The sequence below is a fragment of the Mycolicibacterium chubuense genome (assembly GCF_001044255.1).
GTDB lineage: Bacteria > Actinomycetota > Actinomycetes > Mycobacteriales > Mycobacteriaceae > Mycobacterium > Mycobacterium chubuense.
Genome location: NZ_JYNX01000095.1, coordinates 1 through 21,880, shown reverse-complemented (window position 1 = coordinate 21,880; position 21,880 = coordinate 1). Strand labels below are relative to the sequence as shown.

Sequence of the window (21,880 nt, the reverse complement as noted above, 5' to 3'; positions counted from 1 at the left end):
GATCGGGGTACTGCCCTGGAAATGTGCCTGCGCCGGAAATCCCCGGATGACTGACCACCATGACCTGGTGATCTCGGCGGGCCGAACGTCGGGTGTCACGGTCATGGCGATCACCGGCACGTTGGACAGCCGGACCTACCGCCGGATACGCGACAGCGTGATCGAGGCCGCGGTGACGGGGCTGACGGCGGTCATCGTCGACGTCAGCCGGCTCGACGCGCCCGCGGTGAGCGCGTGGACCGCGTTCACCAGCGCGCGCTGGCATGTCCTGACCTGGCCCGCCGTTCCCGTTCTGCTCGTCTGCGACAGCGAAGTCGGGCGCGCGCGGATCCGGCGCAGCGGGGTCACGCGGTATGTGCCCGTCCTCGGTGACCGGGCGGCCGCGGTCGCCGCGGTCGGCGACGATCACCGACGCCGCCGGCGCGCCCAGACCCAGTTCGACGCGACGCCGTCGAGCATGCGCGCCGCGCGCCAATTCACCGCCGACTGCCTCACGGCCTGGGCGCTCTCGGACATGGTCCTCACCGCGTCGACGGTGGTGACGGTGTTCGTCGAGAACGTGCTCACGCACACCCTGAGCAGGCCGGTGGTGCTCGTGGAGACCGTCGACGACGTCGTGACCGTCGCGGTCAGTGACTCCGATCCCCGGCCGGCGGTACGTCAGGAGGCGCCGAAGACCGGCGCCCACACCGTCTCCGGCCTCGCCGTGGTCACGGCGGTCAGCCGTGCCTGGGGCTGCAGCCCCACGGCGGGGGGGAAGACGGTGTGGGCGTTACTCGGTCCTGAGAACCGCCTCTGACCTCAGCGCAGGTCGAACCGGTCGTTGTTCATCACCTTGACCCAGGCTGCGACGAAGTCCTCGACGAACTTGCCCCGGCTGTCGTCCTGCGCGTACACCTCGGCGATGGCGCGCAGCACGGAGTTCGAACCGAACACCAGGTCGTTCGCCGTGGCCGTCCACTTCAGGTCACCGGTCGCCCGGTCGAATCCCTCGTAGACGTTCTCGGTCGCCTGCGACGGCTTCCACTGCGTGCTCATGTCGAGCAGATTGGTGAAGAAGTCGTTGGTCAGCGCGCCCGGCGTCTGGGTGAAGACGCCGTGCTTGCTGCCGCCGTGGTTGGCACCGATGACCCGCAGGCCGCCGACGAGGGCGGTCATCTCCGGTGCGGTCAGGTCCAGGAAGTACGCCTTGTCCACCAGCAGCTGCTCCTGCGGCGTCTTGTCCCCGGGACGCGCGTAGTTGCGGAACCCGTCGGCCTTGGTCTCGAGCACCGCGAACGATTCGACGTCGGTGTCCTCCTGCGACGCGTCGGTGCGTCCGGGGGCGAAGTGCACGTCGATCTCGTAACCCGCATCCTTGGCGGCCTTCTCGACCGCCGCGGAACCCGCCAGCACGATCACGTCGGCCAGCGAGATCTTCTTGCCGCCCGACGCCGAGGCGTTGAAGTCCTGCTGGACCTTCTCCAGTACAGGCAGCACCCTGTCCAGCTCGGACGGCTCGTTGACCTCCCAGCTGCGCTGGGGCTCCAGGCGCAGCCGTGCCCCGTTGGCGCCGCCGCGCTTGTCGGTACCGCGGAAGCTGGCGGCCGCCGCCCATGCCGTCTTGACCAGCTGGGGCACTGACAGCCCCGAGGACAGGATCGTGCTCTTCAGCGACGCGACGTCGGCCTCGTCGACCAGCTCGTGGTCGACGGCCGGAACCGGGTCCTGCCAGACCTGCGGCTCGGCGACCCACGGTCCGAGGTACCGGCTGACGGGCCCCATGTCACGGTGCATCAGCTTGTACCAGGCCTTGGCGAAGGCCTCGTTCATCTCCTCGGGATGGTCGAGCCAGCGCCGGGTGATCTGGCCGTAGATCGGGTCGACGCGCATCGAGACGTCGGTGACCAGCATCGTGGGCTTGCGCGGCGGTCCGCCGAACGGATCGGGGATGATCGCCTCGGCGTCCTTGGCCTCGAACTGCCAGGCGCCGGCCGGACTCTTGGTCAGCTCCCACTCGTAGCCGTACAGCAACTCGAGGTAGGCGTTGCTCCACGTCGTCGGCGTGGTGGTCCACACCACCTCCAGACCGCTGGTGATGGTGTCGGGGCCCTTACCGGAGCCGAACGGGCACTTCCAGCCCAGGCCCTGATCCTCGATCGGAGCGCCCTCGGGCTCGGGTCCCATCCCCTCGTCCGGTCCGGCGCCGTGGGTCTTGCCCAGCGTGTGACCGCCGACGATCAGCGCGGCGGTCTCCTCGTCGTTCATCGCCATCCGGCCGAACGTCTCGCGGATGTCGTGTGCCGCCGCCAGCGGATCCGGCTTGCCTTCCGGCCCTTCGGGATTCACGTAGATCAGGCCCATGGTGGTGGCACCGAACGGCTCGGCCAGCTTGCGGTCGCTGTCGTTGGTTCCGCCGTACCGCTTGTCGGTGCCCAGCCAGGTGTCCTCCTGGCCCCACAGCATCTCCTCGGGCTCGAAGATGTCCTCGCGGCCGAATGCGAAGCCGAAAGTCTGGAATCCGGCGGACTCCAGCGCGGCGTTGCCGGCGAAGGCGATCAGGTCGGCCCAGGAGATCTTGTTGCCGTACTTGCGCTTGATCGGCCACAGCAGCCGGCGGGCCTTGTCCAGGTTGGCGTTGTCGGGCCAGCTGTTGAGGGGGGCGAACCGCTGGGAACCCTGTCCCGCGCCGCCGCGGCCGTCGTAGATGCGGTAGGTGCCGGCGGCGTGCCAGCTCATCCGGATGAACAGGCCGGCGTAGCTGCCGTAGTCGGCGGGCCACCAGTCCTGCGAGGTGGTGACGACGTCGATGACGTCGCGCTTGAACGCCTCGACGTCGAGCTTGGCGAACTCGGTCGCGTAGTCGAAGTCCTCGCCGAGCGGGTTGCCCTTGGCGTTCTGCTTGTGCAGCACCGAGACGTCGACCTGCTCGGGCCACCAGTCCTTGTTCGTCAGCGGCGCATGGGCTTTGGGCTCCGGCGCGTCGATGACCGGGTTCTCGCTCTCGCTGTGGCTGTGGGTCTTGGTGTCTGAATGCGGCGGGCGGGCATCGGACGTATCAGAGGACACAACATTCCCTTTCGGTGGTGGATGACGAGCTGATCACGGATGTGATCGGGTCTGCAGGGTGCAGTCGGGGCACAGGCCCCAGAAGATGACCTCGGCCTCGTCGACGTCGAACCCGAGATCGTCCGACGCGGTCAGGCAGGGCGCCTCACCCACGGCGCAGTCCACGTCGGCGACCACACCGCAGGATCGGCACACGATGTGGTGGTGGTTGTCGTTGACGCGGGACTCGTAGCGGGCCAGGTGGCCGGCGGGCTGGATGCGCCGCACCAGACCGGTCGCGGTCAACGCGTTGAGGGCGTCGTAGACGGTCTGGCGGGAGATGTCGGGTTGTTCGTCCCGCGCGGCGTTGATGATGACCTCGGTGTCGGCGTGCGGGTGGTGCTCGACGGCGTGCATCACCGCCATCCGGGGGCGGGTCACCCGCAGCCCCACTGACTTGAGCGCGTCCGCGTACTGAGGATCGTCGGCCATCGCTTCGATCTTGGTCCCTTTTCTGGATGGGATCAAGTTTTTCCGAAAATCAGTTGGCCACAATCCGTCACAGCGTCACGTCACGTGATCACGGCTGCCGAAGGCCGACTGATCGTGGCTCCGGGGCGGCACCGGAGGGCGTGCCGCCGGCCGGCGCGCAGACCCGCGCACCGACGAGCATCGCCACGAACGCCGCGAGCGCGACCCACCCCCATCCGGCGAGCCCGAATTTCGCGGTGAGCACGAGCGCCACCCCGGCCGCGCAGACCAGTGCCCCGGTGACAGCGGCGCGCGCGCCGCGCGCCCGCACGGGCGCGTCCCACCACGGCAACCGGCGGTGCTCCAGCGGGGAGAGCAGCACGAAGAACACACTCATCACGGCCGCGAACACGACGCCGCGCAGGGCCAGCAGCGTCCAGAAGTTCGGGGCGTGCACGTCGTAGGCGTCCAAACCGACGGCGTTCAGGCCGAACGTCGCCACCGCGATCGCCGGGATGTGCCAGAGGTACAGCGTCATCGCCCCGGCGTTGCCCGCGGCCACCACGCGCCACACCCGCGGTCGCCGCGCCCAGCGCTGCAGCCCCCGGGCGCCGAGCACGAACGCGCACGACATCCACGTGCAGTGCAGCGCGAGCAGCAGTGTCGGCGGCGACACGTTGGAGACGTGCTCGGCGCCGGTCACCACCAGGGAGACGTCATAGGGTCCGACCGCGGCGAGCAGCACCTGCGCGGCGAAGGCGCAGGCCCCGATCACCGCGGCGACGCGGAGGTCGAGGAGCCGACGGGCGTAGGCCACGCCGAAGAGCACCGGGATCAACCAGACCGCCAGGAAGTTGGAGACGCCCGCCAGCGGATCGCCGCTCGCGAAGCGGGCTGCGTCAGCGAGAGCGGCCGCGACCAGCAGGCCGGCGAGCACGGTCCCCACGGCGCGGCCGGTCCTCAGCCGCGTCAGCACCGGCACGAAGGCGAGCGCCAGGAGGTAAACCCCGAGGAACCACAGCAGTGCCACGCTCTCGCGCCCCACCCGGTCAGCCGACTCCGCCCCGAGCAGCACGCGGATCACGATGAGGCCCGCCGTCCAGGCGGCGAGGTAGACGAACACCGGTCGGCACAACCGCTGCGCCCGGGTGAACAGCCAGGCGCCCCACGGAGTCGCCGCGCGGTACCCGTAGGCGCCCGCCGCGCCGCCGGCCAGGAAGAACAACGGCATCACCTGCGCGAGCCAGGTGACCGGCGCGATGGCGGGCAGCGCGCCGATCAGATTGCCGATGTGCACGCCGCGCTCGTCGACGGTCGCGAGCAGCAGCGCGCAGTGCCCGAACATCACGACGACGAGGGCGCCGATTCGCGCGACGTCGACGGCCCGGTCGCGATCGGGAGTCGTGGTGGTCATGGCGCCAGCATGCCCGCTCGACGGGCCTCGGCGAATGAGTAGTACTACGCCGGTGGGCTCAGGGCAGTGCGCCCAGGAAGACGCTCAGCGGCCCGTTCGACGCTTCGGTCGGGGTCGGTGCCCCGGTCGGCACCGTCGCGGTCGGCGTCGTCCCGGCGGCCACGGGCACGGGGGCGACGACCGCCTGCACCGGACCGGCGGCCAGTTGCGAGCCCGTGAGGTGGGGTTCGCCGATCATGGTCGAGAGGGTCTGCGGTTCGCCGGCGGTGATGCCGGCCGCGGCGGCGGTGGCGGCCGGGACCTCTTGGACGTCCTGCACGGTGGCGACCTGCGGTACGGCCGCGCTCGACGGGGTGTCGCCCGAGTCGGTGGCACTCGGCAGGCCGGCGGTCGGCAGGCTGGCGCTCGGCAGGCTGGCGGTCGGCACGGCGGTGTCGACGCTCGCCATCGTCGAAGCTTCGGGCGTCTCCTCGGGGCTGACCGTCGCCACCTCGACGGCTGTCGGCGGGGCCGCCTCGACGGACTGGGCAACGGGTGCGGCCACGGGAGCCGCCGGGGCCGGCGGCGCGACCGGTGGGGCCGCGGCGGGTGCGGGTGCCGGTGCGGCGGCGTCGGTCACGGGCGTCGTCGAGGAGAAGCCACCGGTCAGCGCGTAGATGCCGACACCGGCGACCACGGCCACGCCGGCCGCTGCGGCAGCGCCCATGGCGACGGGCACCCGCGAGACGAGGCGGACGAGCATGTTGCGGTGGTCGTCACCGTGCAGATCGGCCCGGGCAGCGCCGTAGGCGAGGACGAGGTGCGGCGCGATGTGGCGGGCGGTGCGGTTGCGCCCCTCCCGCGCCGCGTCCTGGGACACGGTCTCGACGGTCTCGAAGCCGAACAGACGCAGCTTGGTGCGCAGCCTGATCCCGTGCGCACGGGCGTCCTCGCTCCACGTCATCCGGACACCGTCGATGTCTCGTTCGCTTTGCAGGGCGAACGTCTGGATGCTGCGGGCCGCCGCCCTGGCTATCTCGTTCGCCGAGTCCAGGGTGACCACCTCATCGGCGAGGATGGTGCCGTCCTTGGTGTCGACGAGCGCCCAGACGGCACTCTTCGCCGTCAACGAGAGACCCATAACCACGCGCATAGCTACCCCTAGACGACGGCCGGTGTTGGCCCTTTATCGGCGCGTCTGTGACGGATGTTACTCAGTCCGCAAGGCGGTTTCCCGGATCGTGGCGAAATTGCAATTAACCGTCGCGGCGAATCCGGCGGGATAGCTGATGCGCAGGTCAGCTCGGCAGCGACTCCAGCGCGTCGTTGAAGGTCTTGCTCGGCCGCATCACCGCGGTGGTCTTCTCCCGGTCCGGGTAGTAGTAGCCACCGATGTCGACGGCGTTGCCCTGCGCCTTGTTGAGTTCCGCGACGATGGTCTCTTCCTGCTCGGCCAGCGTCGTGGCCAGCGGAGCGAAATGATCGGCGAGCTCCTGATCCTCGCTCTGGTTGGCCAGCTCCTGAGCCCAGTAGAGGGTCAGGTAGAACTGGCTGCCCCGGTTGTCGAGCTCCCCCGTCTTGCGCGACGGGCTCTTGTCGTTCTCGAGCAGCTTGCCGATGGCGGCGTCGAGCGTCTTGCCCAGGATCGAGGCCTTCTTGTTGCCGGCCTTGTCGCCCATGTCCTCGAAGCTGGCGCCGAGCGCGAGGTACTCGCCCAGCGAGTCCCACCGCAGATGGTTCTCCTCGACCAACTGGTGTACGTGCTTGGGCGCCGAGCCGCCGGCCCCTGTCTCGTAGAGCCCGCCGCCGGCCATCAGCGGCACGATCGACAGCATCTTGGCGCTGGTGCCCAGCTCGAGGATCGGGAAGAGGTCGGTGAGGTAGTCGCGCAGGATGTTGCCGGTCACCGCGATGGTGTCCTGCCCGCGGACCACGCGCTCGAGCGTGTACCGCATGGCCCACACCTGCGGCATGATCTGGATGTGGAGGCCCTCGGTGTCGTGGTCCTTCAGGTATTCCTTGACCTTCTTGCGCAATTCGGCCTCGTGCGGGCGCTCGGTGTCCAGCCAGAACACCGCCGTCATGCCCGACGCGCGCGCCCGGGTGACGGCCAGCTTGACCCAGTCCCGAATCGGGGCGTCCTTGACCACCGGCATGCGCCAGATGTCGCCCTCTTCGACGTTCTGGCTGAGCAGCACCTCGTCGGTGTCCACGTCGACGATGTTGGCGACGCCGTCCTCGGGGATCTCGAAGGTCTTGTCGTGGCTGCCGTACTCCTCGGCCTTCTGCGCCATCAGCCCGACGTTGGGGACGGTGCCCATGGTCGTGGGGTCGAACTGGCCGTTGGTCTTACACCAGTTGATCATCTCCTGGTACATCCGGGAGAACGTCGACTCGGGGTTGACGGCCTTGGTGTCCTTGGTCCGGCCGTCCGCGCCGTACATCTTGCCGCCGAGGCGGATCATCGCCGGCATCGAGGCGTCGACGATCACGTCGCTGGGCGAGTGGAAGTTGGTGATGCCGCGGGCGGAGTCGACCATGGCGAGTTCGGGCCGGTGCTCGTGGCAGGCGTGCAGGTCGTTGATGATCTCTTCGCGCTGCGAGGCGGGCAGTGAGGAGATCTTGTCGTAGAGATCGGACATGCCGTTGTTGACGTTGACCCCGAGCTCATCGAAGAGCGCCTGGTGCTTGGCGAAGGCGTCCTTGTAGAACACCTTGACCGCATGCCCGAACACGATCGGGTGCGAGACCTTCATCATGGTCGCCTTGACGTGCAGGGAGAACATCACCCCGGTCTCGAAGGCGTCCTGCATCTGCTCCTCGTAGAACTCGCAGAGCGCCTTCTTGCTCATGAACATGCTGTCGATGATGTCGCCCTCGTCGAGCTTGACCTCGGGCTTGAGCACGATGGTCTTGCCGCTTGCGGTCTCCAGCACCATCTTGACGGTGCGGGCCTTGTCCAGCGTCATCGATTTCTCGCCGTGATAGAAGTCGCCGTGCTTCATCGTCGCGACGTGGGTGCGCGACGCCATCGACCACTTACCCATGCTGTGCGGGTGCTTCCGCGCGTACTCCTTGACGGCCTTGGGGGCGCGGCGGTCTGAGTTTCCTTCGCGCAGAACGGGATTGACCGCGCTTCCGAGGATCTTGGAGTACCGCTCCTTGATCTTCTTCTCCTCGTCGGTCTTCGCCTCGCCGGGGTAGTCGGGCAGGTCGTAGCCCTTGCTCTTGAGCTCTTTGATCGCGGCGAGCAGCTGGGGCACCGAGGCACTGATGTTGGGCAGCTTGATGATGTTGGTCTCGGGGAACTGGGTCAGCTCCCCCAGCTCGGTGAGGCTGTCCGGCACCCGCTGCTCTTCGGTGAGGCGGTCGGAGAACTCGGCGAGGATGCGGGCGGCCACCGAGATGTCGCGGGACTTGACGTCGATGTCGGCGGCGTGGGCGAAGGCGCGGACCACCGGAAGGAAGGCGTACGTCGCGAGCAGTGGCGCCTCGTCGGTAAGTGTGTAGAAGAGGGTGGGCTGCTCGGCGCTCATGTGGTGGTCTCCCGGCGTCAGTTTCGGTCAGTACTGGGGCACGTCTCGTGGGGGTGTCGACGGCACCGGAGGTGCCTGTCTCGGCGCCTTCTCGATGGCATCGCCACCCTCTGGCGCAGCCTACCGAACGGGCCCGCCCGCGGGACGGGTCACTTCCGCGCAAGGCTTCCCGTTCGGTGGTTGACGTGCCCGACCCGCGGGCATGGAATGGCAGTCATGCAGAAGGTGTCGATCGAAGCCCTGGCCCGCCAACAACTCGAGCGCGCCCTCGCCGGTGGGCGCAACGCGGCCGACACGGTGGTGGGTGGGCACGAGCGCATCCTCCGGCAGACCGTCGTCGGCATGACGGCGGGTTCGGAGATGAGCGAACACGAGAACCCGGGCGAGGCGACCATCTACGTGCTCAAGGGGTCGGTGCGACTGATCGCCGGCGATCAGCAGTGGGACGGCCGCACCGGCGACCTGCTGATGATTCCCGACAGCCGCCACTCGCTGCTCGCGCTCGACGACTCCGCGATCCTGCTGACCGTCGCCAAACGGCCCTGAGTCAGGTGGTCGTGACGGGGTCTTCCGCGCGGGCGTGCCGCCGGTGCACGAACACCCCGAGGGCGACGATCACCACGGCCGACACCACCGACAGCCCGATCGCCTGCTGTTGGTCAGGGTCGAACGCCATCAGCACCAGGATGGCGACGATCGCGACCATCACCACGACGGTCAGGTGGGGGAACAGCCACATCTTCACCGGCGGACGCTCCCCGTCAGCGCGCATGCGGCGACCCAGCACGAACTGACTGGCCGCGATCGCCAGGTAGACGAACAGGGCGACCGCGCCACTCGTGGCCAGCAGGTACCCGAAGATCTTCTCCGGCAGCAGGTAGTTACCGATCACGGCGAGGAACCCCACGGCCGTCGAGGCCACCACGGCCACCCACGGGGCGCCGTTGCGGGCGATCTTCCTGACGGCCCGCGGCGCATCGTGACGCTCGCTGAGCGAGAACAACATTCGCGACGCCGTGTAAAGCGCCGAGTTCAGGCAGGAGGCCACCGCGGTCAGGATGACGATGTCCATGATGATCTTGGAACCGGGGATGCCGATCGCCTCCAGTGTCGACTGGTAGGAGCCGCTGGACAGGGAGTCGTAGGGCATCAGCGCCACGATGACGAAGATCGACCCGATGTAGAACAGCGAGATGCGCCAGATGACGGTCCGCACCGCCTTGCTGATCCCGTGCTGGGGATCGGGTGATTCCGCGGCCGCGATCGTCACGATCTCGGTCCCCATGAACGAGAACATCGTGATCAGCATGCCGGCGATGACGGCGCCGAAACCGTTGGGCATGAAGCCGTCCGGCTGCCAGAGGTGGTCGATGCCGCTGACCTGCGAGTCGGGGATGACGCCGGCGATCGCGGCCACACCGACGCCGATGAACGCGATGATCGCGACGACCTTGATCAGCGCGAACCAGAACTCGAACTCGCCGTAGTTGCCGACACTGGCGAGGTTGGTGATGGTGAGAAGCAGCGTGACGGCCAGCGCCCAAATCCATTGCGCGCCACCGATGAGGTCGGTCAGGATGTTCGCCGCGGCCGTGGCCTCGACGGGGATGACCAGCACCCAGAACCACCAGTACAGCCACCCTATGGAGAAGCCGGCCCAACCGCCCAGGGCGCGGTCGGCGTACACCGAGAAGGAGCCGGTGTCCGGGTTGGCCGTGGCCATCTCCCCCAGCATCCGCATCACCAGCACCACCAGGGTGCCGGCCAGCATGTAGGAGATGAGCACGGCGGGACCGGCTTCGGCAATCGCGTTCGCCGAGCCGACGAACAGCCCGGCGCCGATGATCCCCGCGATCGAGATCATGGTGATGTGACGGGATTTGAGGCTGGTACCCAGCTTGCGTCCGTCGGCTCCGGTCTGCGTAGAGCCTGTTGCGACTTCGCTCACCACACACGCCTTTCGTTCGGCAGATGCGTGCCCCCTTGCACGGAAACAGACCCACAGCTTGCCCACGGCGAGGAAAAACCAAACGCGCCGTGGCCGAACATTGCCCGCGACCACGCCACGCGGCGTTAAGGTGCTGATCGTGCCCGCGAACCTGTTAGCCAACGGCCGTGGCCGCTGGATGGCGGTCGCGGCCTCGCTGGTGATCTCGGCGGGCATGTTCTACGCGCAGGACACCGAGCGGGCGACTCCGGCCGCCCCGGCGTCGGCTCCCCCGGCAGCCGCGCCGTCGAGCGCGATGGCCGCAGCCCCGCCGCCCGCGGCCGAGTTGCTGGCCGCGAGCGCGCCCGTCGATTCGCGGGTGTTCGACCTCTCCCTGCCCCGCGGGGTCGCCCCCGAACAGGGTCTGCAGGTCAAGACGATCTGGGCGGCCCGCGCGATCAGCATGATGTTCCCGGAGATCACGACCATCGGGGGCTACCGGCAGGATCCGCTGAAGTGGCATCCCAACGGGCTGGCCATCGACGTGATGATCCCGAACTACCACTCCAAGGACGGCATCGATCTCGGCAACCAGATCGCCGGGTACGCGCTGGCGAACGCGAAGCGCTGGGGGGTGCTGCACGTGATCTGGCGGCAGGCCATCTACCCCGGCATCGGCGCGCCGAGCTGGACGGCCGACTACGGCAACGAGACCGCCAATCACTTCGATCACGTGCACATCGCCACCAACGGCGGCGGCTACCCGACCGGACGGGAGTCCTATTTCATCGGGTCGATGCAGCGTTAGACCGCGATGCTCGGCGCTCCGCAGTGCAGGAAGCTCGCCGAGGCCGGGTCGTCGCCGCACACCGCGAGCAGATCGACCAGCGTGGTGCCCTCGTCGGGCTGCGGCTGCACCGACGGCGGGGCCGGCGGCCAGAGCGGGAAGATGCTCGCACCTTCCACCCCGGTCAGCTTCGCGACGATCTGCGCGGCGAGGTTGGTGGCCACATAGGCCAGATCGCCGACGAACTGCACCGGGATGATGGCGATCTTGGCGACCAGGCTGATCAGGGGGATGCCCTGGTCGACGAGGTCCTGCAGGCCCGCGGTGAGTTGCGTGGTGGCGCCGAACACGAAGTAGGGCACCGAGGTGACGATGGTCCGCAGACCGAGCCTGAGCTCGGTGCCGGTGTCGGGGTAGCCGTACTTGGCGATGATGTCGAGCAGTCCGGCGCGCAGCGCCCCGTCGTCGTTGATCGGGAAGACGTTGTTGCCGGCCTGATCGGTCAGGGATTGCCCGTCGGAGTCCGGAGAGGGCTGCCCACCGAAGAGGGTCACCACCGTCGGTGTGATGTCGACGATCGAGTAGGTCAGGTTGATCGCGCCCGGGTCGAAGCCGCCTCCGTTGGCGATCACGAATGTCGATGTCTCGGGCGGGGATTGGAAGCCGTGGCCGATGCCTTTCTGCGGCTGGTGGCCGTGGTCGGTGACGACCAGGATCGTCCACTCCTCTCCGCTCGCGGCCACCGCCGCCAGGATCTCGCCGATGTTCTCGTCGACGTTGGTGATGGCGGCCGCGTACTCGGGCGAGTCACCGCCGTGCATGTGCCCGTTCTCGTCGACTCCGACGAAGTAGCTGAAGACGAAGTTCGCGACGCTGAGGTTGGCGTTGGCGATCGCCGCCGCGGTGGCCTCGCCGACCCGGTCGTCGGTCTTCGACCAGTCGGTGTCCCCGGCGACCTGGGTGAAGTAGATGTTGTTGTCCACCGGATCCGAACCCGCGCCCGCGATGCCGGCGATGACGTCCCAGTCGGAGATCGCGGTGGTCTCGATGGAGTCGTTCAGTACCTCGAGCTGGTTGAACACCGTCGGCCACTTGTCGTAGGTCCACGGCGTGAAGACGTTGTTGATCACGCCGGTCTTCTCGCCCCACGCCCCGGTGAGGATCGACGTCCAGGACGGGTTGGAGATCGTGGTGTGCCCGACGATCGTCGACGGGGCCGTCGTCCCGCCCTGCATGAGACCGAACAGGTTGGTGTTGAGCGGGTTGGCCAGGATCTTGCTCAGGTTCGTGCCGTCCACACCGATCACCAGGATGTTGGGCGTGTCGTCGGCGGCGAGTGCGCTCACCTGCGGTTGCGGTGCGACCGACGCGCGCCGCAGGGCTTGGCGCTCCTCGCGGGATGCGGCCGCCGCGGTCAGCAGGGTGGTGGCCGCGAGCGGGGCGGCGGGATCGGAGTCCGACGGCGACTCGGCCTGCGATTCGGACGGCGACGACGCCGGGACGGTCGCCACGCTGACGGCGGTGACGCTGCGCTCGGGCTGGTCGGTGTCGGTGTCGGTGGTGTCCGTGTCGGTGGCGCGGGCCTCGCGCGCCGCCTGGCGCTGTGCCCGTCGGTCGGCAGCGGCGTCGCGGGCTTCCTGGCGCCGCTGCTCGGCGCGGGCTCGCCGCTCGGAACGCGCTGATGCCGCCGACGCCCCGGTGTCCGCCGGGGCGGACGCCGACGTGGTGTCGCCGGCGCTCGAGGTGGTGGCGGAGTCGTCGGCGTATGCCACACCGGGCGCTGCGGTGGCCACCGCCCAGCCGACTCCGAGCGTGACGGCCAGTGCCCCGACCCGTCCGATGTACCTGGCGTGACTCATGAGACTCCCCTTTGCCCGACCGTCGCTCATGTGGGTCGTAAGTTACGCCGCCGTCAGCGAACGACGGCGGTGTTTGGCTCAGATCTGCGCCGTGTCGGTCTACAGTCGGCCGATGCCGGGTGACCGCGCGGGGTACCGCACCGAGAACCTGGTCCTCGGGGCTGCTCTCACGACGGCGGCGTTCTTCTGTGTCGCCCTGGTTGGTGCGCTGGCGAAGGTCGCGGGGAACCACACCTCGACCGGCGTCCTGCTGCTCGCCCAGAACGCGATCTGTCTGGCGGCCGTTGCGCCGGTGGCCCTGCGTCATGGGTGGGGCCCGATGCGGACGCAGCGATTCGGGCTGCATCTGTTACGCGCCGCGACGGGCACCGCCTGCTGGTACGCGCTGTTCTTCGCGATCACGCTGATCCCGCTGGCCAATGCGACGCTGCTGACCTATAGCGCGCCGCTGTGGATGCCACTGATCGCGTGGGCGGTGACCCGGCAGCGGGTCGCCACGGCCACCTGGATCGGCGCCGGCGTCGGCTTCGCCGGGGTGGTGCTGGTGTTGCGGCCGCAGGGCCACGGAATGAGCATCGGCGAACTGTCAGCGTTCGCCGGGGCGGTGCTGCTGGCCGTGGCGATGATGTCCGTGCGGTGGCTGGGGGCGACCGAGCCGACGTTGCGGATCCTGTTCTACTACTTCCTGCTCTCCACCGTGATGTCCATTCCGGTCGCGGCGCTGGATTTCCGCGCGGTCGAGCCGCAGGCATGGCCGTGGCTGTTCGCCGTCGGTGTCGCGCAGCTGCTCTCGCAGCTGCTCATCGTGATCGCGTACCGCTTCGCGCCGGCGGAGAAACTGGGTCCGTTCATCTACTCGGTCATCGTGTTCACCGCGCTGATCGACTGGCTGTTCTGGGACCACCGTCCCACCGTGTCGACGTACCTGGGGATGGCTCTGGTCATCGGCGGCGGCCTCTTGGCCGTGCGCGCCAAATCGACTGCGGCGCCCGCTGTTCCGACCGCGCCGCAGTGAGATCGCCGCTAGCGCTGGTGACCGCCGCCGCCACCACGCGGGCGCGGTGGCCGCACGATGACGAAGGTGAGCCCCCAGCCGTCGTTGTTGCACCACCAGCACTGGTTGGGGTTGTACGACGGCACCGAACCGGGACCCTGCCCGGTGTTCGCACCCCGTACGTCCCCCTGCGAGCACACGGTGGTGCCCGCGGTGCTGGTGCAGTCGGCTGATGCCGTGGGCGTGGCGGTGAGTCCGGCGCCGATCACGATCGGAACGACAACTGAAGATATGAGCCGCATCGCGGCCTCCTGCGCGCGGTCGCGAGCTCCATATCGCGGAACCGCACACGTCGATGGTAGGCCTGTGGCTGCACCGTCGAAGCCGGTTCGACGGGCGAACTTTCGACGGATGACTGTCTGCGGTCTTGTCGAGCTAGGGACCCGCGGACGGACGGCAGCGACCCTCCCCTTCGGCCCTCACAGTCGCTATTGCGTTCCCCGTCGACTTGGCGCGATACATCGCACGATCGGCTGCTCTGACCAACAGTGCGCGTTGTTCGGCGGCGGCGGTGGTGACTCCGATGCTGACCGAGATCTCGACCGTCTGGGCTTCCACGTCGTACGGAGCCGAGAGGAGCGCCGCCACGCGCCGCGCGACGACGACGGCTTCCTCGGCGTCGTCCACCGTCGGTAGGCACACCACGAACTCGTCACCACCGAGCCGTGCGGCGAGATCGCCTTTGCGTATCGCCCGCTCGAGCCTGGTGGCAACGGCTTGGAGCACCATGTCCCCGACGTGGTGGCCGTACGTGTCATTGACGGACTTGAAGCCGTCCAGATCGATAAACAGCATGCCGCTGCACGCGTCGGGCGGCAGCCGCTTGAGCGTCCGCTCGACGTTCTCATCGAATGCTGTGCGGTTCGCCAACCCGGTGAGGGCGTCATGGGAGGCCGTATGGAGCAGCTTTTCGTGGGCGATGCGACGGAGCGTCACGTCCTGGAGATGAACGAGGTATCGGGGCTCTCTGCCGATCCGGGGGTCGAGTGCCACCGTGGTGCGGAACCCCCAGAAAGCCGTGCCGTCCGGACGCAGGTAACGAGTTTCGGAGTGGTGTGGACCCCGTCCTTCGTCCGCACGCGGGATCGTCGCGTCGCGGCCACGTTCGTCGGGATGGAGGAAGGCGCGCAACGTGCAGCCCACGACGTCGCCTCGTTGGCGTCCGAGCATCACACACAGCGCGAGGTTGGCATCCTCGATCGTGCCGGTTGCGGTGCAGATGGCGATGCCGATAGGAGAACTGGTCCACACCGATCGGATCATGCGTGCCGCGGCGTCGCGCTCCTGTTCGGCTTCTACGCGATCCGTGACGTCGCGCCAGGCGGAGCGCAACTGCGCAGGCTCGCCGGCCGCGTCTCGAATCACCTGTGTCGCCACGTCGAGCCATCGATAGCAGCCGTCGCGATGGCGCATCCGCACCGTGCGGGATGACGGAACACCCGCGGCGAGATCATTGCGCATGTGGGCGACGTCGTCCGGATGCATCAATTCGTGGGCGGTGCGACCGATGATCTCCTCCGGCTCGAGGCCGAGAATGCTCTTGGACGAGCTGGACACCCACAGGAACGTGGTGTCCGGCAGCTGCCATGCCGCGATATCGGGCGCATGATCGATCAACAGTCGGTGCAGGTGGCCGGAGGCCGCCGACTGCAAGGCGACGGCGCGCGCATCGGTGATCATCGCGAACCGGGTCACGACCCGATGCGGTCGGCCCTCACGGAAATCGATAGGGACGCTGTCCACGGTCAACCAGACGTGTTCTCCTGCTTCGTCGTGTCCGGGGCGGTGAACGCCCATGATCGCGCCGTGCACGGGCTGTCCGCTGTGCATCGCGCGCATCGAAGGATGGTCTTGTCCGCGGAGGGCGATGCCGTCAGCGCCGATGGCTGCCCACCGCGGGTCGGTCGAGTCACGGCCCAGCAGTTCGCCGAGCTCAAGCCCGAGAATTTGCTGTGCTTGAGGCGTCGCGGCGATGATCTCTCCAGCCGCGGACTGCATGACAACCCCGACGGAGTCGTCGTCGATGTTCAGACCCGCCGCTGTCGCTGCCGCAATTGCCTGGGCAGCCGCGCTGCCTGCCACCTGTAAGTTATAGCCAATCGACGAGTCCGTTAACTGTGTTTCTTCTGAGAATCTCGGGTCTCGGGCTGGATCAGCGATGGCACTGTTCTTTGCGGATTTTGCATCCTCACGTATCGAAACGCCGCGGTGCTGCATCGTCGATTGTGCTGCCCAACGCGACGCGGCGAGGCGCTGCAGCCGGGACGAGCGTGATCGTCGGTGAACGGCCCAGCTTCCGCCTAGAGTCGGTTCTCGGCGCGGACGTACCGCGGCATTGGCCGACATCGGGGGGACGCGTTGACCCAGTGGTTGGTGACCCACGTGCCGTCGTGGTTGCTGTTGATCCTGCTCGTCGCGTGCACCGCGGGCACCGCCATCCTGGTGCAGACATTCGTGCGGCGCCGCTTTCCCGGCCTGCGCGGTGAAGAACACAACGACGTCACCAAGTTCGCGTTCGGCGTGGTCGGTTTCGTGTTCGCGTTCTTCATCGGGTTCGTCGTCTCGGCCATGTGGGGGCAGATCAGTCACGCCGACACCGTCGTCCGGACCGAAGGGGCGGCCGGAGCCCAACTGGCGCGCGACTCCCACATCTTCGACGCGCCGGACCGGGATCGGATCCGCCAGCACCTGCTGGAATACGAGCAGGCCGCGATCCGGGAGTGGGACGAGGCCAACGAAGGCCGGATGTACCCCGAGGCGGATCAGGCGCTGAACCGGCTCTATGGCGCCTACGAGAGTGTCCGGCCGAGCACCGATGCGCAGAAGACGCTGCTGTCAACGTCTTTCAGCAACTTGAACGATCTGAGCAAGGCCCGCACCGAGCGGGTGCTCCAGGCACGCACGGACACCGGTCCGCCGTGGTCGCTGTGGGCGGTGATCTTCGTGACGAGCGGCCTGCTGCTGGGCTGCGCGATCATCTACGGAGTCGAGAAGCCGGCCAATCACTACGCGATGGTCGCCATCATCGGCACCCTCGTCGGCGCGCAGCTGTTCCTCGTCGTCGAGCTCTCGCATCCCTACATCGGCGCGGTTTCGACGGTCTCCGATCCGCTGCAGCAGGTCATCAGCATCCTCGAGGCGCAGCAGAAGGCCTGACGTCGGCTTGCGAACCGTTCCGTCACGCTCAAGATCACAATCGGTCACACTGACTGCGATACTCCGCGTGTTCCATACCTCGGCGAAGGGTTTCGACGATGAAGAAGCTGGCAGCAGTGCTGGTGATGGCCTCCGGGATGGCCCTGGCGCCGGTGGTGGCGATGCCGGTGGCGCAGGCCGACGTCTGCGCCGCCGCGGGTGGCCGCCACTTCTCGGTGGGCGGCTGCACCAACGTGGCGGGTGACGCCGCGGCCGTGGCCATCGCGTCGCAGGATTATCCGTACGTTCCCAACGAGATTCCGTGCTACACGGTGCAGGGCACGCCGTATTACACGCCTCCCGGTCAACCCTGCTAGGCCTCTCGGCGACCGGGTGGATCGGGATCGGGATAGGAGGACCATGATGATCGAGCTTCCAACACCTCCGCCACTTCCCTAGCTGCAGCAGCGACTCTCTCTTTCGATGCGGGGCGTACGGGAATCGCCAATCCGACGGGCTTCCAGCTGCTCGTGTGCGATCAACGTTCTGACCCGACGCGCGCTGACTTGATGGTTGGGCGACTGCCTGCTTCATCGCGACCCGGCGCGGCAACTCTTCAGCCGGCGTCACAGGTTGTCTCATCAGCCGTTACGCGTAAGCGCGTTCAATGCGGATGATGTGACCGAAAGACGCTGGACCCAAGCGGTTTTCGATCCGCCGAGTTTCCAGCTTCGGGAGAAATCCTCTGATAGACCTCCTGGTATTCGACCCCGCAAATGTCCGCTGCCTGAGCAATCGTCAACCATTGCGCTGGCGCGAGGACGAGCCCCTGCCGCGATCCCCCGACCAAGGCGGCTAAATGCTGTGGTCTTCGGCGAACAGCGCCCGAACAACTCGCCCCGTTACGGCGTCGCCGCGGTTGCCCAGCCGCCACAAGCAAGAGTCACGGCGGTGAAGGCGATCAATCGGATCAGAGGTCATGCCCCGATACTGCTAATAGCCCCTGACAGGAAACGCATCCTTCCTGAACGCGGTGCCGACTACTTCACATCTACGACCAGCAAGTTAGCGATGGGCAACTGAAGGCTTCGGTGATGTCCCACCTCTCGCTGAAGCGCCTGCAAACGGCCCTCAAAGCACGGCCTCAGAACCCCAGCCTCGCGCAAGATAGAGCCGTGAGCATTGACCTATACGTCGACGAGGATGACGGCTACCGGGATTGGCTGAAGAGAAATCCGCGCGGCTATGTCATCAACATCCAACGAAGCCTCAATCCGAGTGACGCGCGTCTGCATGACGCCGACTGCAGAGACTTGATCGCTCAGCTTCGGCGCGACGTGCAGTTAGCCGTCTCATACGTAAAAGTATGCGGCGAGAATCGGGCCGAGTTGGATCAGTGGGCGGCCGACAACGTGGGCGAACCGATTCAGCTTTGCGGACACTGTCACGATGTGGGTACTGGTACGGATTCGCACGCCCCAAGACCCCTGTGTCCCAACTGCTTTATTGAGCTACCGACGACCGGCAAGTGCTTCACTTGCGACTAGGACTAGGGTCGGTTGGATCCGAGCGCGCTGGAGCAGCCCGGTAAACCGCGGGCGCAGCGGTGATTCCGATCAGGACGTCGTAGCCGAGAGCTCGATCGACAGTGAGGTGCATGCCGAGCTCGGTGATCCTGCCGTCGAGTGGATGGTAGGGGTTGTCCGGATAGGTACGGCCCAGGATCGGATCGAGTGCGTCGATCGTCGGCTTCCACAGTCCCAGCCAGCCCCGGTTACCTATGACGAAGGAGAGCTCCATCCTGACGGCTCCGTCTGGAAGCATTTCCGCGCCTGCGATCGCCGCCTTGATCTGGTCCTTGTACCTTGGACTTTCCGACGACGCAGTTGTTCTGACTACCAACACCTCTGACGGCTGGGGTACCTCGCGGGCTGCCTCTATTTGCACGAACGATTGGTCATCGTGTTGTTTGGTGCACCACACCGAGACGAGGCTGGTGTCCTTGATCCGGTCTGCAAGTGGGTGGGCATAGTTGTCGAGGTCGGCTACCTCCCGCAGCAGATCCCGCGTGGCGGGAGCGCCGACGTCGAGGCACAGCGCCCACTGACCGTCGACCCTCGAACCGCTGAGGAGGTCTTCGGTGTCATCGAGGTATGCATGTAGTCGAACCTGATCTGGATGGTCAGCCGTGTTCCAGGACGCCGGCCGCGGCGTACGCCGGAGTTGGAGGGCACCGTCTTCAGGACGGGCAAACCAGCGCATCGTTCAAAGGTAACGCCGGGCACTGACGAGTAGCCTCGCTGTCGGCGTCGTTCGGTATCCTCGCCGGGCGAGACGTCATGAAGACTCGGGGGTGCCGTGAACCGCCAGCCGGCAGTCATCGTCGACATGGACGGCACGCTCTGCGACGTCAGCACAGTGATTCACCTCCAGGCCGAGCCGGACGGATTCAGCGCCTTCCACAACGCGTGCGCGCAATGCCCGCCGCACCGGGCCGTAGTCGATTGGTGCGTCGAGCAATACAGCCAAGGGCACGCCATTCTGATCGTCACCGGCCGCGACGCCTGGTCGCGCGAGTTGACCGAGCAATGGTTGACAGAACACCTACCTGTTCCTATCGCCGGCCTGCACATGCGCGGCGACGACGACTACCGGTCCAACGCCACCATCAAGCGAGAGATCCACCGCACGTTGGCACAGACCTACGACATCCGCGCAGCCATCGACGACGACCCGGAAATCATTGGGCTGTGGCAAAACGTCGGCATTACCGTCGCGCTGGTTCTCGACGGCGGCGACGTGCTGGTTCTCGACTAGAACGCCCACGGGCCGAACCAACTGGCCGCCAGCGCGACAGCAATGCCCGCGCGCAATTGATTTGTCGGTGTGCACCTCTACGGTTCACGGTGTGAATCCTGACAATGTCGTCGACCCCGGGCGCAGCCTCTCTCCAGGCACTACTTTCTGCCATTGCCGAGCGCACCCATGACAGCCAGATGCGCGACGGGGTCGTTGATTTTGACCATTCCGCCGTTGAGAGAATGGACGACGGACTCACTCGCGCGGCTCCACACTGTCGCCACCTACGTAGCCGACCTTGGCCGCCAACTCCAAGAGCGCTTGCGGCGTGTCTAGTCGTCCACGCCGGCGATGCCCCTAATCGCCTGCGAGTCAATCCTTGTAGGAAGACATTCCGAGTGGCCGGGCGAGTGCTGTGGCCACGATGTACTCAGCCAGCACTTCGTGGGTGGTATTCGTGAGTAGGTCGTCGTACGCCCACTCCCAGAGTTCCTGTTTATTCAGACGAGTCATCGCCGGGCCTTCATCGCTTGAGCAGTTACCTTGCCCAGTACCGTGGTCACTTTGTGCCGGTCGATGTCCTCGAGGGTCAGCAACGCTTCGGGCCGGGCGACTCGACGTCGCCGCCCAGGCCGCCACCCGCGATGGCCTACGGTCGCTTCATCATGCAGGAGGCGGTGGAGGAGGCATTCCCGGCACGGGCGGGGCGAAGACCGGCTGACCGCCCATCTGGGGCGGAGCCGGGTAATCCCAGCACGTTCCAGGTCCCTTGCCGTCCGTCCCGAGGGACGTGCACATCTGATAACTGCCATCGGGGTTGTAGCAAGTCGTCCGTACCCCGATCGGCACGTTATACATCGTGTTCCACTCAGACTTGCAGTCTCGGCCATCTGCACCCGGGACCGCCGAGGCGACCGGCGCGCTGACTACTCCCGCGAAAGCCAAGGCGGCAATGCCGCCGAGGAGCGCCCCAGCCCTCACAGCCGATCCCGTCATTGTCGCGATCGAGATGGTTGCCGTCGTACTGCGACGTGGACGGGATGTCTCGGTGGCCCGCATCCTCGCTGCTGAGCAAGTCACGAACGGCGTCAAGCCCGTCTGGGCGTCTGACGTGGCAGCCCCACCGGGTGCGATTGCGCCAATGGCAGAAGCGATAAACAGTGCGCGCGAAATCAATGCAGTCCCCCGAATGCCATGCGGTTCCCCAATCCGTAGCGAAGATTAGACCGTATGGCGCTGTCTGTCACAAGTTTGCTCAAGTTCGCTGCGAAGATATCGGCGCGTCCACCGCCTCAACCGGGTGCGTAGTTCCGCTCAGAACGTCGTTCGCCATAACCGCGCCACCACGTCTGTCCGCGGGACCAGCCAACGGCTGACACCCCCGCGTGAGCGCCAGCCAGTAGATGTTGCACCAACACCGCCGACAGCTCCAGATGACATGGCTCCCGCAGGGCGCCGCTTTCTGTCGTACGGCTTCACACGCCGAGGCTCAAGATGCACGGACCGCTTACCTTCACTTGCGATCAGCTGACCACGCGGCTTCCGGACTCGCGGTGGCTTCTCCAGCACGTGCATCTCGTCCTCGGATCGAGCGACCTGTCGGAGCGGGTAGTCCTCGCCGGGGACGAGCACCAGCAGGAGGTTGCACTCGCGCAGCCGCCAACCCAGCCCCGCGGACTGGGACGGCGAAATGTTCGCCAACTGAACTCGGTGCGCGTTGCTATCCACACCCCTCAGGGGTATGGAGAAGCGGTTTCCGATTCCACGGAAACCGCCTCTCAACTGCAAAAAAATGGTCGGGCTGACAGTGTGGTGTTTCAAGACATCGGAATAGGGTGTCTCAAGACATCGGCATAGGTGATTCGGCCAGTTTCAGCTGGTGTCGAAAGCGC

18 protein-coding genes are annotated in these 21,880 nt (G+C 66.9%); 7 read left to right on the top strand and 11 right to left on the bottom strand.

What is annotated here, in order from left to right; genetic code table 11:
* Nucleotides 1–46 precede the first annotated feature (46 nt).
* Nucleotides 47–799 (top strand): STAS domain-containing protein, encoded by a 753-nt coding sequence (locus MCHUDSM44219_RS28115; protein ID WP_201778184.1) that lies wholly within the window; start codon nucleotides 47–49, stop codon nucleotides 797–799.
* 2 nt (nucleotides 800–801) lie between these two features.
* Here MCHUDSM44219_RS28115 and katG read toward each other — a convergent pair whose 3' ends face one another.
* The 5 genes from katG to MCHUDSM44219_RS28090 form a co-directional block, all read right to left on the bottom strand.
* On the bottom strand, nucleotides 802–3,048 hold the full coding sequence (gene katG, locus MCHUDSM44219_RS28110; RefSeq protein WP_048421573.1) for a catalase/peroxidase HPI: 2,247 nt from the start codon (nucleotides 3,046–3,048) through the stop codon (nucleotides 802–804).
* A gap of 33 nt (nucleotides 3,049–3,081) precedes the next feature.
* A complete protein-coding gene (locus tag MCHUDSM44219_RS28105) occupies nucleotides 3,082–3,519 on the bottom strand; it encodes a Fur family transcriptional regulator (protein ID WP_048421572.1) in 438 nt (145 codons plus the stop codon).
* Between the two features lie 88 nt (nucleotides 3,520–3,607).
* Complete coding sequence (locus MCHUDSM44219_RS28100) at nucleotides 3,608–4,912, bottom strand: acyltransferase family protein (protein WP_048421571.1); 1,305 nt, start codon at nucleotides 4,910–4,912, stop codon at nucleotides 3,608–3,610.
* A 58-nt stretch (nucleotides 4,913–4,970) separates the two neighbouring features.
* Nucleotides 4,971–6,020, bottom strand: a complete 1,050-nt coding sequence (locus tag MCHUDSM44219_RS28095) for a hypothetical protein (RefSeq protein WP_131722366.1) — start codon at nucleotides 6,018–6,020, stop codon at nucleotides 4,971–4,973.
* 169 nt (nucleotides 6,021–6,189) lie between these two features.
* Nucleotides 6,190–8,427 carry an NADP-dependent isocitrate dehydrogenase gene (locus MCHUDSM44219_RS28090; RefSeq protein WP_048421569.1) on the bottom strand — a complete coding sequence of 746 codons (2,238 nt, stop codon included), beginning with the start codon at nucleotides 8,425–8,427 and terminating at the stop codon, nucleotides 6,190–6,192.
* 216 nt (nucleotides 8,428–8,643) lie between these two features.
* On the opposite strand from MCHUDSM44219_RS28090, the gene MCHUDSM44219_RS28085 reads away from it, so the two are divergent.
* Entirely contained in the window at nucleotides 8,644–8,973 is a 330-nt protein-coding gene (locus tag MCHUDSM44219_RS28085) for a cupin domain-containing protein (RefSeq protein ID WP_048421586.1), read from the top strand.
* 1 nt (nucleotide 8,974) lies between these two features.
* Here MCHUDSM44219_RS28085 and MCHUDSM44219_RS28080 read toward each other — a convergent pair whose 3' ends face one another.
* A complete protein-coding gene (locus tag MCHUDSM44219_RS28080; protein WP_109778025.1) occupies nucleotides 8,975–10,291 on the bottom strand; it encodes an amino acid permease in 1,317 nt (438 codons plus the stop codon).
* A gap of 262 nt (nucleotides 10,292–10,553) precedes the next feature.
* Here MCHUDSM44219_RS28080 and MCHUDSM44219_RS28075 point away from each other — a divergent pair, with 262 nt between their 5' ends.
* Entirely contained in the window at nucleotides 10,554–11,162 is a 609-nt protein-coding gene (locus MCHUDSM44219_RS28075; protein WP_172506280.1) for a VldE C-terminal domain-containing protein, read from the top strand.
* Here MCHUDSM44219_RS28075 and MCHUDSM44219_RS28070 read toward each other — a convergent pair.
* On the bottom strand, nucleotides 11,159–13,000 hold the full coding sequence (locus MCHUDSM44219_RS28070; protein ID WP_048421566.1) for an alkaline phosphatase family protein: 1,842 nt from the start codon (nucleotides 12,998–13,000) through the stop codon (nucleotides 11,159–11,161). The genes MCHUDSM44219_RS28075 and MCHUDSM44219_RS28070 overlap by 4 nt on opposite strands.
* A 112-nt stretch (nucleotides 13,001–13,112) precedes the next feature.
* On the opposite strand from MCHUDSM44219_RS28070, the gene MCHUDSM44219_RS28065 reads away from it, so the two are divergent.
* Nucleotides 13,113–14,015 carry a DMT family transporter gene (locus tag MCHUDSM44219_RS28065; protein ID WP_048421585.1) on the top strand — a complete coding sequence of 301 codons (903 nt, stop codon included), beginning with the start codon at nucleotides 13,113–13,115 and terminating at the stop codon, nucleotides 14,013–14,015.
* An 8-nt stretch (nucleotides 14,016–14,023) separates the two neighbouring features.
* On the opposite strand, the gene MCHUDSM44219_RS28060 is transcribed toward MCHUDSM44219_RS28065, so the two are convergent.
* Together MCHUDSM44219_RS28060 and MCHUDSM44219_RS28595 are read right to left on the bottom strand one after the other, a co-directional pair.
* The gene (locus MCHUDSM44219_RS28060; RefSeq protein WP_053081421.1) at nucleotides 14,024–14,263 is read right to left on the bottom strand and encodes a hypothetical protein; all 240 of its coding nucleotides are present in this window, start codon (nucleotides 14,261–14,263) and stop codon (nucleotides 14,024–14,026) included.
* Nucleotides 14,264–14,429: 166 nt separating this feature from the next.
* Nucleotides 14,430–16,136, bottom strand: a complete 1,707-nt coding sequence (locus tag MCHUDSM44219_RS28595; protein ID WP_162232111.1) for a sensor domain-containing diguanylate cyclase — start codon at nucleotides 16,134–16,136, stop codon at nucleotides 14,430–14,432.
* Nucleotides 16,137–16,412: 276 nt separating this feature from the next.
* Between MCHUDSM44219_RS28595 and MCHUDSM44219_RS28050 the strand changes: the two genes are divergently transcribed.
* Together MCHUDSM44219_RS28050 and MCHUDSM44219_RS28045 are read left to right on the top strand one after the other, a co-directional pair.
* Nucleotides 16,413–17,210 (top strand): bestrophin-like domain, encoded by a 798-nt coding sequence (locus MCHUDSM44219_RS28050; RefSeq protein ID WP_082162437.1) that lies wholly within the window; start codon nucleotides 16,413–16,415, stop codon nucleotides 17,208–17,210.
* 98 nt (nucleotides 17,211–17,308) lie between these two features.
* Nucleotides 17,309–17,566, top strand: a complete 258-nt coding sequence (locus MCHUDSM44219_RS28045) for a hypothetical protein (protein ID WP_048421563.1) — start codon at nucleotides 17,309–17,311, stop codon at nucleotides 17,564–17,566.
* Between the two features lie 1,156 nt (nucleotides 17,567–18,722).
* On the opposite strand, the gene MCHUDSM44219_RS28040 is transcribed toward MCHUDSM44219_RS28045, so the two are convergent.
* Complete coding sequence (locus tag MCHUDSM44219_RS28040; protein ID WP_048421562.1) at nucleotides 18,723–19,451, bottom strand: hypothetical protein; 729 nt, start codon at nucleotides 19,449–19,451, stop codon at nucleotides 18,723–18,725.
* Nucleotides 19,452–19,547: 96 nt separating this feature from the next.
* On the opposite strand from MCHUDSM44219_RS28040, the gene MCHUDSM44219_RS28035 reads away from it, so the two are divergent.
* The gene (locus tag MCHUDSM44219_RS28035; protein ID WP_053081417.1) at nucleotides 19,548–20,006 is read left to right on the top strand and encodes a phosphatase domain-containing protein; all 459 of its coding nucleotides are present in this window, start codon (nucleotides 19,548–19,550) and stop codon (nucleotides 20,004–20,006) included.
* Nucleotides 20,007–20,856: 850 nt separating this feature from the next.
* On the opposite strand, the gene MCHUDSM44219_RS31810 is transcribed toward MCHUDSM44219_RS28035, so the two are convergent.
* The gene (locus MCHUDSM44219_RS31810; RefSeq protein WP_157868790.1) at nucleotides 20,857–21,063 is read right to left on the bottom strand and encodes an excalibur calcium-binding domain-containing protein; all 207 of its coding nucleotides are present in this window, start codon (nucleotides 21,061–21,063) and stop codon (nucleotides 20,857–20,859) included.
* Nucleotides 21,064–21,880 lie beyond the last annotated feature (817 nt).